At 38.1% G+C, this 13462-nt stretch carries 8 protein-coding genes and 1 tRNA gene; 4 read left to right on the forward strand and 5 right to left on the reverse strand.

The window, feature by feature from the left end; all coding sequences use genetic code 11:
* Positions 1-152 precede the first annotated feature (152 nt).
* From Q0465_RS07360 to mtaB, 5 genes are all read right to left on the reverse strand, one after another.
* Positions 153-240, reverse strand: a tRNA-Ser gene (locus tag Q0465_RS07360).
* A gap of 184 nt (positions 241-424) precedes the next feature.
* The gene (gene nhaA, locus Q0465_RS07365; protein WP_298614580.1) at positions 425-1759 is read right to left on the reverse strand and encodes a Na+/H+ antiporter NhaA; all 1335 of its coding nucleotides are present in this window, start codon (positions 1757-1759) and stop codon (positions 425-427) included.
* Positions 1760-1899: 140 nt separating this feature from the next.
* Positions 1900-5346: a WG repeat-containing protein gene (locus Q0465_RS07370; RefSeq protein WP_298614582.1), complete on the reverse strand. Its 3447-nt coding sequence runs from the start codon at positions 5344-5346 to the stop codon at positions 1900-1902.
* 392 nt (positions 5347-5738) lie between these two features.
* Complete coding sequence (locus Q0465_RS07375; protein WP_298614584.1) at positions 5739-6755, reverse strand: NAD-dependent epimerase/dehydratase family protein; 1017 nt, start codon at positions 6753-6755, stop codon at positions 5739-5741.
* 298 nt (positions 6756-7053) lie between these two features.
* Positions 7054-8337 (reverse strand): tRNA (N(6)-L-threonylcarbamoyladenosine(37)-C(2))-methylthiotransferase MtaB, encoded by a 1284-nt coding sequence (mtaB, locus tag Q0465_RS07380; RefSeq protein ID WP_298614586.1) that lies wholly within the window; start codon positions 8335-8337, stop codon positions 7054-7056.
* Between the two features lie 139 nt (positions 8338-8476).
* Between mtaB and lpxB the strand changes: the two genes are divergently transcribed.
* From lpxB to Q0465_RS07400, 4 genes are all read left to right on the forward strand, one after another.
* A complete protein-coding gene (lpxB, locus tag Q0465_RS07385) occupies positions 8477-9631 on the forward strand; it encodes a lipid-A-disaccharide synthase (RefSeq protein WP_298614588.1) in 1155 nt (384 codons plus the stop codon).
* A gap of 577 nt (positions 9632-10208) precedes the next feature.
* On the forward strand, positions 10209-10763 hold the full coding sequence (locus Q0465_RS07390) for a DUF3575 domain-containing protein (protein WP_298614854.1): 555 nt from the start codon (positions 10209-10211) through the stop codon (positions 10761-10763).
* Between the two features lie 15 nt (positions 10764-10778).
* Positions 10779-12209: a tetratricopeptide repeat protein gene (locus Q0465_RS07395; protein ID WP_298614590.1), complete on the forward strand. Its 1431-nt coding sequence runs from the start codon at positions 10779-10781 to the stop codon at positions 12207-12209.
* Positions 12210-12304: 95 nt separating this feature from the next.
* A complete protein-coding gene (locus tag Q0465_RS07400) occupies positions 12305-13423 on the forward strand; it encodes a FimB/Mfa2 family fimbrial subunit (protein ID WP_298614592.1) in 1119 nt (372 codons plus the stop codon).
* Positions 13424-13462: the final 39 nt, after the last annotated feature.

Genomic DNA, 13462 nt, shown 5'->3' on the forward strand with positions numbered 1-13462 from the left:
CATTGGACGAAAACGACATGACTGGAAATTGGTGACATTTTTCAAAATATGTGAGTGTCCCTGATTTCTGCTATTTTTTGCTTTTTTGCCGGAAAGTAAAAGCCCTGTAAACTGCTAATTTACAGGGATTTTCTTGATTTTGCTTTCGTTCTTGGCGGAGAGAGAGGGATTCGAACCCCCGGAAGCTCTCACTTCAACGGTTTTCAAGACCGCCGCGATCGACCACTCTGCCATCTCTCCAAAAGCGATGCAAATATAGCGGTTTTTAAGGGAATAACAAAGAAATATATTCTTTTTTAGAAAATAATTTGAAAACAGATCGGCCGGCTGGAGCCGGTTAAGAGAAATGATGAGAGGATAAGATAACCTTTACAATAAAGGAAAACCGGAAGCGATAAGGAGTTGTTGAATATGATTGCTGATTTTAATCGGTGTTTTTTAATACTTTATTCAGAACCAGATAACCACATATACCGGCGAATATGGAGCCTGAAATGATGCCCAATTTGGCTTGATTTAACAACATGTTTCCGTTTTCGCCGAGACCGGCATACGAAAGATTGGCGATAAAAAGGGAAACCGTAAAACCGATACCTCCCAACAAAGATATACCAAAAAGATTCCGTTTATTCATTCTTTCAGGCATTGTCAGTAAACCTGTTTTGACAGCCAGCCAGGTAAAAGAAAAAATACCGATTAATTTTCCGAATACCAGGGAAATAAATATGGTGAGTGTCACTCCTTCTAAAGTCCCTAAAGAGAAATCTGAAAACGTGATACTTGCATTTGCAAAGGCAAACAAAGGCATGACAATATAGTTTACTAAAGGATGCAGATTATCGTCTAGAGATTGAAGCGGGCTGATGGCTTTGTCGGAGGTGGCTTCTATATGCTTTAAAACGGAAAGTTCAGCATTTGAAAGTATGTTCGAAGAGGGACTTGTTTTTTCTGGTAAACGGTCCAGACTTTGACGGATATCCCGGGTATAGTCCGGCAGATAAATTTTGGGACGGGCAGGAACAGTAAAAGCGACAATTACTCCCGCAATAGTCGGATGGATACCGGAATTGAGGAAAAGATACCAGACAATAATCCCAAAGAAAATATAGAATAATTTACTGCTGATTCCCAGACGGCCGCCTCCCCATAATAATCCAATAAAAAGGAGAGACCAAAGCAAGTATTCTAAAACAAGTTGATTGCTGTAAAACAGGCCGATCACGATGATTCCCCCGATATCATCCACTACGGCAAAAGCAGTCAGAAAAATTTTAAGACTTAAAGGAACTTTTTTGCCGAGGAGAGAGAGTACCCCCAGGGAAAAAGCAATGTCCGTAGCCATGGGAATAGCAGCTCCTTTCGCTGCCGGACCGGCAGGGCTGATGGCCGAGAAAATTAAAATAGGGATAATCATGCCGCCACAAGCAGCAATGACAGGCAGTAAAGCTTTGCGGGGCGAAGACAGTTCCCCTACTAAAATTTCCCGTTTGATTTCTAAACCGACTGAGAAAAAGAATATTGCCATTAAAGCATCGTTGATCAATGCCAGAAAATTCATGTTGGAACCATGGCTGTGAAAAAGACTGAAATCTCCGAACTGGAGCACAACTTCTTTGGCGAACCAAGAATTATAGTGTTCCCGGAAAGGAGAATTGGCAATGATCATTGCAATGATTGCAACGAAAAGCAGAACGGCACCACTATTGATTTTGTGCTGAATGAAATGACGGATAGGGTATTTGAAAATATCTTTGTTCATTACAAACGACTTCAATTTATAGGGCCAAATTTATTAAAAAATACTAATAAATTATAAAAGAAATACAACTAAATTTTAAGATTTATCCTATAAAATTTAATTGCATTTCTTTTTTACCGGGAGATGAAAAATAGTACTTTTTATTTAAGTCTGATATTGCCCCAATCCGTTCCTAAAGAAGGGGAAGGGGTAACAGAGGGAGTTTGAGTATGTCGGTTGATTACCCGGGCTTGTTTTTGTACCTGTTCGAAGAGGTAATTTCCTAACTCTTCTAAAGTGACTTCTCCCTGGCTTTCCTGTAGCTTTTTCAATAAGAAATAGGTAAACAGTCCATGCCCTTTTTCCAAATAAGGGTAAGCGGTCTGATCATCAGAAGCAGCGCTGAATACTATTGTATTCCCGCTTGGGGTAGCGGGTACCGCTTTTAGAGCTACGCTCCGGCTTTGGGTTAACATCTCACCGTCTCGTTTTGCTCCACTGAAACAGGCATCCAGAAAAACGATGACATTTTGTGTATTCAGATTGCCTAATTCCCGGTATAATTCTTTTAGAGGATAACAGACCTTGCTGTCGATTCCGGAAGCATCTACGGGTAGCAGGCAGGCGTCCCGCTTATTATCATCCGGGATTCCGTGGCCTGCATAATAAAAGAGAATCCGGATATTTCCTTTATGGGTATAGGCTAATTCCTGCATATCCCTTATTGCTTCCAATAGAATGCCGTAAGTGGCATCTTTATAGAGACGGATGTTTTCCTGAGGGATTCCCAATGTTTTATGGCAATATTCACTGAAAATATTCCCGTCATTGGTGGCCATAGGAACAGGAGCTAACAGCCTGTAATTTTCGTTTGAAATAATAATGGCAAAAGTATTTTTATTTTTTGTCTCTGTTAAAGGAATGTTCTGATCTACATCGGATTTTGCCATTGTCATTTTCTTTGTGGAAATCCGTTGCTCTCCTTTTGTTCTTTCCGAAGGATGGGAGTGGGGGACAATTTCTATGGAATCGAAATCGTAGTTGATTTCGGTTGTCGTATAATTTAGAGAAGCTTCATTACTGTATTTGTAAGCCATTCCGTCTGGCTGGGTGAATATCAGCTCGGCTATGGCAAGCCGGTCATTTTCGATAAAATAATGGGGATAGAATTGTGTCTTATTCCACTGCAACAGAAAATCCTGTGCTTTACCGAGGGGTACAGGCAACAGCATTTGACCATATCTTTCACATTCTACCAGATAAACCTCGTGATCTGGATCGTATGGACCTAGGTTCAGCTGTTCCGGGAAAATCATCCCGGCTTTGTATAGGAATGCTTGTTCTGCTTCCTCTGTCAGTTCTTCTACTTTATGCTTTCGGCTCGGTTCGTTTACTCTTTTTTGCCAGTCGGCCGTTTTTTCATAATCTCCTTTTTTTTGCCATTTATTAATGATATCTTCTACATATTGTTTGGCGAAATCACTGAAGCTGATTTGTGAAACCTGAATGTAATTTTTTAATATTCTTTGCGTGATATCGTGGTTAAAAGAAGAACGTCCGTTGAGCTGAAGTGAAAATTCTTTTCCGCTTGTGTCAAAATAACCACATTTATTTTCCTGAGTAAAATAAGCCAGCTTTTCAGAGAAAGGATGAATATAATCGTATACGGGAGATTTAAAATAATTTCCTTTTTTATCGATAAGTCCGTAAGTTTTTTTTCTGTTTTGACCGTCTGTATTTTCTGAAATAACGATAGCCAATCCGTTGGAAAACTGATAGATATTGGATTCTATATGATCGTCGGATTGAACTGGGATGATCATTTTGCCTGTTTTATCGATAAATCCACTTTTCCCGTTATCCGTACATACATAGGCCAGTCCTTCGGAAAAAGGTAAAGCATAGGTATAAAGTCCCGGAAAAGCCTGTTGTCCGTTTTTATTAATATAGCTATAACTCTTCTCTTTACAGACAGGGACTAGTCCTTCGGAAAAAGGCCGGGGTTCATATTTGTATTTTAAAGGAATGACTAATTTTCCGGTCTTGTCGATATAACCATACACCCTGTCGTCGTAATTTTCGCCGCAATCTCCGTTTCCAACAGCTGCCAGTCCTTCGGAGAAGGCTGTCCCCCATTCATATGGGAGTTGAATGACGATCCGGCCGTTTTTGTCGATATAGCCGCTTTGATGATTGAGAACAACATAAGCCAAGCCTTCGGAAAAAGGAGAGGCTATATCGTATTGAAAGGGGATACTGATTTTTCCGTTTTTGTCGATATAGCCGTATTTTCCGTTTTGTATCAAAACGATTAAGTCTTCTGTAAAAGAAGTACCAAAAGGTATTTCATAAAGACAGGGAATAAAGATATATCCTGTCTTGTCGGCATATCCTTTTTTGTTGTCGTCCGAAGTTAACTGGAAAATTTTTTCTGTTTCATCGTAACAGATGTATTTATATTTTGCAGGAATAATTTCTTTGCCGGAGAGGTTACAAATGCCTTTCCGGCTTCCGATAGAAACTTCATAGTAATCCATACCTGCAGAAATGGATGTATACTTATCAGGTGCAATAATTTCTTTGCCGTTCAGATCATATACTCCTGTATAAATATTTTGTTTTACCAGATAATACCCCTCATCCTGATTAGAGGTAATATATGTAAATTTACCGGGGGGAATAATTTCTTTCCCGAATAAATCACATATCCCTTTCTTATCCTCTATCTCTACCTGATAGTAATTATTCTCGAAACAGGAAATAGCTGTATATTTTGTAGGAGGAATGATTTCTTTTCCGCTGATATCGCATACTCCCTGATATTTTCCCTGATGCACTTCAAAAAAATGTCTCCCTATTTTTATTTCGTTAAACCCCATGGGTTGCCAACAGGAAATAGAGGTGTATTTGCTGGGAGGAATAATTTCTTTGCCGTTTAAATCGCAAACGCCATAATATTTATCCTGACAGACAATATAAAAAGAAGTATTTCGGGTGAATACAGAAGTTAAATGGTCTTCATTTTGTATGTAAGTATATTTGTTCGGTGCAATGATCTCTTGTCCGTATAAATTACATACTCCGTAGTAATTTTCACGGCTTACAATATAACTGTTTTTCGCAAGATCATAGAGAATAAAGTCGTATTTGTGTTCCGATATAGGTTCTCCTTTTTTATTTATAAACCAGTATTTTTTTTCTTGGCTGACATAACCTATACCCGAACGGAAAGAACTCGCATAATCGTATTGGAGAGGGATGATTTGTTTGTTATAGCTGTTTATATATCCGTATTTCCCCTTCAGGCAGGCAGGAGCTATTTCTCCTGGCCTTTCATCGTCAAATTCCCCGAGATTTTCATATACGAAGGGAATGGCAATTTCCCCATTTTTACGGATATATCCGAATTTACCTTCCTGTTCTACCCGGGCCAGATTATTTTTTCCGAATTTAAATGCCTGGTCATATTGGGGAGAGATTATCCATTTTCCGGTTTTATCCGTATAGCCGTATTTTTTAGAAGTTCGATCGAGTTTATAGTTTAGTTCTTGTCCGGAACTTAAAATTGAAATATACAGAAGCAGTACAAAAAGGACAGGCTTTTTCATAGGATTAAGTTTAAAATCGTATCAAATATATTAAAAAATATTTTTTAATATAAAAGAAATTAATATTTAATTTAAAAGTAGAAATTGTTTTTAAAAGATGGATAGGGAAATTTGGTTCAAGTTGGTTCAAACCAGAAAAGATTTAGATAATCCTCAATAAAGAAAGGTAGCCGAAGTATTTTTATCGGATAATGACTTTCCGTACCTTACCGGTATCTGTCGGTAATTCCGTAAACCGGAGTGCTTCAGGATTTGACTTAAATCTGAATTATTCGTTATACTTCGGAGGGGCTGTTCCTGTGTTGGGGACAGAAAACATTAATCCCTTATTGAAATAAGGGACTTTTTAGATGCTTGGATTTCTTCGGTTTTCTCTGAATCGGTTTGGGCTTTTATTTGTAATACGCTTTATACCAATCGGCAAAATTTTTGATTCCTTCTTCCAGAGAAGTAGAAGGAGTGTACTGATAATCTTCCTTTAAGCGGGAGGTATCTGCCCAGGTTTGATACACATCACCGGGTTGCATACCCACATATTCCTTTTGGGCTTCTTTACCGAGATATTTTTCCAATAGTTGGATAAAATCCAATAATTTTATTGGTGAACCGTGTCCGATATTATAGATGACGGCAGGCACTCCGGCAACTTCCCGTCTGGCTTTTTCCGGATGGGCAACTATTGTCGTAATGCCTTTTATGATATCGTCTATGTAGGTAAAATCCCGGGATAAGTTCCCGTTATTAAAGATATGGATGGGTTCATTACGGTCGATCGCTTTGGCAAAAAGCATAGGGGCCATATCAGGACGTCCGTAAGGTCCGTAAACAGTAAAGAATCGTAATCCGATCGTATGTATTTGATACAGATAAGAATAAGTGTATGCCATTAATTCGTTACTTTTCTTGGTTGCAGCATACATACTGACCGGGTGATCCACTTGTGCAGTCTCTTTAAAGGGTATTTCTGTATCGTTCCCATAGACGGAGGAGGAAGAGGCATAAATCAGGCGGGGACAGGAATAATATCGGCAGGCTTCCAGAATATTTAAAAAACCGACGATATTGCTTTCCAGATAAGCTTGCGGATTTTTCAGGCTATAGCGTACTCCAGCCTGAGCTGCCAGATTAATGACACAATCGAATTTATTGTTTTGAAAAACAGCATTTAGATTTTTTTTGTCGCATAAATCTAATTGCTGGAATCTATAGAGAGGATAAATCCCGGATGGGATAATTTGTCCGTATGAACCTGGAAAAATTCCGCATTTTTTTAAACGGGCATATTTTATCGATGTATCATAATAATCGTTAACAGAGTCGATCCCATATACTTGATGTCCCTGAAGTAAGAGAGCTTCCGTAAGGAATGAGCCAATAAAACCCGCAACACCGGAAACTAATATTTGCATGATTTGAGCGTTTAGTTGTTTTTCAGAACAAATGTATAAAAATAAAATTTTTTCCATACAAAAAGGAGAAGAATAAAATAAGTCGTTGGTATTCCAACGACTTATAACTACTAACCCTAAACAGAAACAAACTATGAAAAATTTCTTATTGCAAAGATACAATTTTGTTGAGTTTTGTCTAATTAAATATTGTTAATTACCTACAATAATTATAGTAATTCGGAAAATGAGCCGGAGTATTTTGCATGGATTTAAGTTTATATTTTTTTATAAACAAAACAATTTTATTTTTTTCAAATTACTCTTTCCTGAAGACTTCTGCTTTTAAGGTAAGAGGCAGGATCTGGTTTTTCCATTCCGCACGATAGGGCGATTCTACCCTTATGTAATTGTCGGTAAATCCGCAAATCATGCCGTTTACCTGATTGTCTTCCCACAAAACGGGCCGGGTTTGTCCGATAAAACGGTGATAGAACTGGTTTAATTTTGTTTCAGAAATACGAAGAAGTAAATTTACCCGCCTGTGTTTTTCCTGAGAGGAAACAATGTGGGGAATTTCGAGAGCTTTTGTGCCTGCCCTTTCAGAATAAGGAAAGACATGTAACTGGGAAATATCCAGTCCTTCAATAAAACGATAAGCGTCTTCAAAATGTTGTTCTGTTTCTCCCCTCATTCCGGCTATAACATCGACTCCGATAAAAGCATCCGGGCGGTACTGCCGGATTTTATTTATTTTTTCTGCAAAAAGCTCCCGGTTATATCTTCTTTTCATCAGTTGTAAGACTTCGTTATTTCCCGATTGAAGAGGAAGGTGAAAGTGTGGCATAAATCTGCCGGAAGAGGCTACGAATTGCAGAATTTCGTCTGTCAACAGATTCGGTTCAATGGAAGAGATCCGGAAACGTTCCATTTCCGTAGTCTTATCCAGTGCAGAGAGCAGTTTTATAAAACTTTCCGATGAATCTTTTCCAAAATCACCGGTGTTGACCCCGGTGAGTATAACTTCTTTAATCCCTTTTGAGGCAACGGCTTTTACAGCCTGGACAATCTGCCCGATAGAAGCGCTGCGGCTCTTTCCCCGGGCAAAAGGAATAGTGCAGTATGTACAAAAATAATCGCATCCGTCCTGTATTTTCAAGAAGCAACGGGTACGGTCTCCGAAAGAATAAGCTAAATCAAAGTCTGACAGTTTAAAAATGTCGCAGGAATGGGATTCTCTTTCTACCGTAGTTTCATAATTTTCTAAATGCTGACGTACCTTAAATTTTTCGGAGGCACCCAGTACCAGGTTTACACCTTCTATTTCCAGTATTTCTTTTGCTCTTAACTGGGCATAACAACCCACAACTACTATATAGGCGTCGGGATTACGATGGATAATTTTGCGAATGAATTGCCGGCCTTTATGTTCAGCTATATCGGTGACGCTACAAGTATTGATGACGAAGATGTCTGCTTTTTCTTTTTCCCCAACGGTAATAACATCTGCTTCTTCCAGACTGTGTTTTATGGTAGAGGTCTCCGAAAAATTTAATTTGCAACCCAGCGTAATGTAAGCCGCCTTTTTCCCTTTCAAAATCATATCCGTCTTAATTTAGGGCAAAAGTAATTATTTTGAGTGTATTTTTTATCTTTGCAAAGGAAAGTTACTGCTAAGAGTCCTGAACAGATGTCAGATAATCTTTAAGCTGTAATCTGCATAATTGTAATTTCTGGTTTACATGAAATATTATATTATATCCGGGGAAGCCTCAGGAGATTTACATGCTTCCAATTTAATCAAAGGATTAAAACAAAATGATGAGTACGCTCAGTTCCGCGGTTGGGGAGGGGATATGATGCGGGAAGCCGGATGTGAGGTCGTGCGTCATTATAAAGATACCGCCATCATGGGTTTTCTGACGGTATTGAAAAATCTGGGGAAAATTAAAGAGAATATTCATTTGTGTTGTAAAGATATAACAGACTGGAAACCGGACGTATTGATTCTTGTCGATTATGCCGGTTTTAATTTACGGATAGCGAAGTTTGCTAAATCTTTCGGTTTGCCTGTGTTCTATTATATTTCTCCTAAATTATGGGCATGGAATACAGGCAGGGTGAAGAAGATCAAGAAGTATGTAGACAGAATGTATGTGATTTTTCCTTTTGAAACAGCATTTTACCGGCAATATGCTGTTGAAGTGGAGTATCAAGGTAATCCATTGGTAGATGCTATTGCAGAAAGGCCTTATCAGACAGAGAATTTCTCAGAATTTATTACCTGTTATCAATTGCCTGCTAAACCGATTATTGCTTTACTGGCCGGGAGCCGCTCACAGGAATTAAAACATGTATTACCGAAGATGTTGGAGATGGTCAAGCATTTTCCGGATTATCAATTTATCATTGCTGGCGCACCTGCCATGACGGAGAATGATTATAAACCCTATTTAAAGGGGAGGAATATTCCTATTATTTATGGACAGACTTACCGTTTATTAAAACAGTCGCGGGCAGCATTGGTTACTTCCGGGACAGCTACCCTCGAAACAGCTATTCTAAAAATTCCTCAGGTGGTATGTTACAGCGGAGAAGGGGGAGCATTCAGTTATCTGATGTTTAAACTTTTTGTGAAGGTCAACTATATTTCTTTGGTGAATCTGATTTTGGGAAAGAAAGTTGTAAAAGAACTTTTGATGCAGCAATTAAATGAAAAGAATTTAAAGCGTGAATTACAGCTTATTCTGCCGGAAGGACCTGCACGGAAAAAAATGCTGGCAGACTACGACGAGATTAACCGGCTTTTGGGAGAACCGGGAGCTTCAGGACGATTTGCCCGACAAATGGTAAAAGATTTGGAACTGGTTTTAGGTCAGAAAAGAAATGAGCTTTGAGAAAGCAAAACTTAAGATATTCATATAGTTTATAAGTGAAATAAAAAGCTGAAAGGTAGACCTTTTAAAAATAGTTAGATTTTTTCTGATCAATTTTTATAGTAAAAATCATTCTTTCAAAGGGAAAATATTCTATGTAAAAAAAAGAATTAAAAAAAATATTCTTATAAATAGTTTATAAAATATTAATATTATCAAATAATTTACTCATTTAAAATACAAATGAAATAAAATAAACCGTTTGATTATTCAATTTTCGTGTACTTTATAAGAAGTTAAAAAAAAATTTTTTAACCCGGAACGAAAGAAAAATAAATACTTTTTATAATTCATTTTACTGATATTTTTTACTGATATCTTCCTAATTAAGCTTATAAATCAGTATTGACATTTATTATCTTTTTTTTGTTTTTCCTCCAAAGAATTTTTAGGTAAAATTTTATTACTTCATTTATTGACTTTAAAAAATTCAGGTAAAAAGTTAAAGAGTAACTTCTTGATAAACAGAACGTATTTACACTGACAAATTTATTTTTTATCAAAGAAAATCAGAGGGTAGGGCATGAAAAAGAGAATAATGAAGCATTTTCTGTTGGTAACTATTATTTTGATAGTAACTTTAATGACTTGTCACGGTCAAGAAGTTGCAGTAAAGACAAACTTGCTTTATGATGCAACGACGACGCTTAATCTGGGGTTTGAGTTCGGATTAGGCAAACGATGGACGATGGATCTTTCCGGTAATTATAATCCATGGAAATTTGGAAAATATCGTTTAAAACACTGGTTGATACAACCGGAATTCCGTTATTGGTTTTGTGAAAAATTCAATGGTCATTTTATAGGTTTGCATGGACATTATGCAGAATATAATGTTGGAGGGTTATTTTTCAATGATAATATGCGGAATAACCGTTATCAGGGACATTTATACGGAGCCGGCATTTCTTATGGATACCAGTGGGTCTTGAATAATCGGTGGAACTTGGGTGCTACTATAGGGGTAGGCTATGCCCGATTAAAGGACGATAAATATCCGCGGGCAGCCTGTGGAGAAAAAATCAGGACGGAAAGCCGCAATTACTGGGGAGTTACTAAGGCTGGCGTAACTATTGTTTATATTATCAAATAGCTAAAATTCCAGGCGATGAAAAGTATATATTTTCTATTTATAGTGAGTATTTTATTAGCAGGGTTGGATGCCTCTGCCCGGAAAAGGGAGATCGGTATTGTAAGAGTGGTAAATGCACAGACAATCCGGAATGGTTCTCAAATGGATGTGGATTTGGTATTAGATTGCAGTAATCTGGCCATCCCTTCGAACGATCAGTTGAAAATACAACCGGCTATTATTGACAATACGGGAGATACAGTGCGGATGCCTTATTTGCTTTTCCCCGGAAAGATAAGAGATAAGGTCAATCACAGAAAAGTACGTTTATACGGAGATAAGTTGCAGAAGCCTTATCAGACGGTTTATTTTGTACCTCAGCAAGAATCGGTGGTCGTTTATAATCAAAGTATCCCTTTCGATGAAAGTTTGTACGGAGGACGACTGGTTTTGTTGCCGGAGATTGAAGGCTGCGCAGAATGTCAGCGGGATCTGGCCGAAATACCTGTTGCGATTATTCCCTATCCGCCCAGAGTAGCTTATATCATTCCACCGGTTCAGACCCGTGAAGAGCAGTGGACGCCGATTTATATTTATTTCCCTTGGGATAAAGCCGTCATTTTGCCTGATTTTATGGATAATCAAGCTGAATTGGAAAAAATAGACCGGTCTTTTGAGCGGGTAGCAGATAATCCCCGTGTAAAACTGGAAAAAATATGCCTTAAAGGTTATGCTTCGCCAGAGGGAGCTTATGCCTATAACAGCCGTCTGGCCGCACGGCGGGCTAATGCTGTACACCACTATATCCGTGATAAATATTCGGTTAACGATACATTGTTTTTGGTAGAATCTGTCCCGGAAGATTGGGAAGGGCTGCGTAAACGGGTGGATTCTTCGGATTTAAATTATCGGAATGAGATTATCGAAATTATTGATTCTACCGTGGACCCTGATGCTAGAGACAGCCAATTGAAACAGATAGATAATGATGTGACTTATCGTTACCTGCTAAGGAATATTTATCCTGTATTACGCCGGGTAGATTACGGAATCCGGTACAATATTGAAGAACCTTATACGGTACAGGAAATAGCAGAGATGCTGAATGCACATCCCGAACAGATTAGTTTGAATGAATTGTTTTTGACGGCAGGAAATTATCCTCCGGGTTCAGAAGAATTCAATCAGGTCTTTGTAATTGCTTCTCAGTTTTATCCCAACGATGAAATTATCAATACTAACCGGGCTGCTGCAGCCCTGGAAGAAGGGGATTTAGAAGGGGCACGGCAATGTCTGGAACAAGAAAATCATTGTCCGCAGGCATGGAATAATTTGGGAATTTTATTATGGCAGGAAGGCCGGCAGGAGGAAGCTATCAGCTGCTTTGAAGAGGCAAGGGCCAATGGATGTCAGGAAGCAGATTATAATCTGAAACAATTAGTAACTCAAAATAATGTTCAAAATTAAGAAAAGTTTGATTCAGGATAATTCCTGCGAATAAATTCAAAGGATAAAATTCAATTTTTATAACTAGAATATTAACCAAATTAAAAAAAAGTGAGATGAGAATGAGGCGAATGTATTTTTTTATGGTTTTGGCTGTACTCGGTATGGCTGCTTGTGAAAAGGAGGATATGAAAATATCTCCGGAAGATCAAAACTTAACTACGGTGAAATTCGAAATGGATGCAAGTAATCTTATACATGGAGGAGCAACCCGCTCTGTTCAACCTGTATATTCGAATGCTGGTTTTTCTATTTATGCTTTCCGTCAGGAAGACAGTGGGAATGATTTTATCTGCAATCAGGTTATCGATGGTTCCAGCATGAGTTATGATGCTGATAATAAAAAATTGACAGGTACGGCGCGCTTACCGATCGGAACCTATCGGTTTATATCTGCTTATGGTTTGGCAAATCCTGCTAATATCGCTATGCCTGCAATGATTTCACAAACATTGACGGATGATTTAGGATATACGCATCAGAAAACCGGTAGTGTACCCGAAATTTTTCTGGGAGAAGGAGTTGTAGCAAATCTTCCTTCTTATACGCTTGGTTTAACTTCACAGGCGAATCCTGTTGTGACGGCTACATTGAAAAGAGCCGTATCCCGGATTGACATTTTATTTATTAATGCGACTAAAAACGGGACTACTTATACAGAACAGGTGTATCCGGATGGAGAAAATATTTTTGGTAATAAGGATTTGGAAGTGATTCAGTTAAAATTAGCCGGTCTGAATGAAAAAATGAATTTTTTAGGCAATCGGTTAGGGACTGCTACTATAGATGCTGATCTTAATGTGTCAGATTTAAATCAGGCTGTAGTTATCGGAACCAATCCGGGTCAGACAGCTGTAGGAACAGACGGTTTTGTCAATTATGATAATATTCAGGGGAAGGATGTGATTTATGGTTCTGCTCATATCGCTGGTCCTTATGTATTCCCTGGGAATGATGCTTCTAAGAATACAAGCTTGAATCTTTATATTAAACCCACGGATAGTGTAGGGCGTACAATCACTATTGCTGATAAATTACCTTTGGAAAGAAATAAAGTGACTTTAGTAAAAATATATGTATTGGAAGGAAATGTATTTACTACTAAAGTGAACTTTGAGGTAGAGATCCAAACCGAATGGCTGGGAGAAAATGAAGTTGTCGGAGAAGTAAATTAATTACGGGAAAATAGAATCAAGTATTGATAGTAAAAGGAA

Origin of the sequence: uncultured Odoribacter sp. (assembly GCF_937966165.1) — a bacterium.
In the GTDB taxonomy this organism is placed as follows: Bacteria; Bacteroidota; Bacteroidia; order Bacteroidales; family Marinifilaceae; genus Culturomica.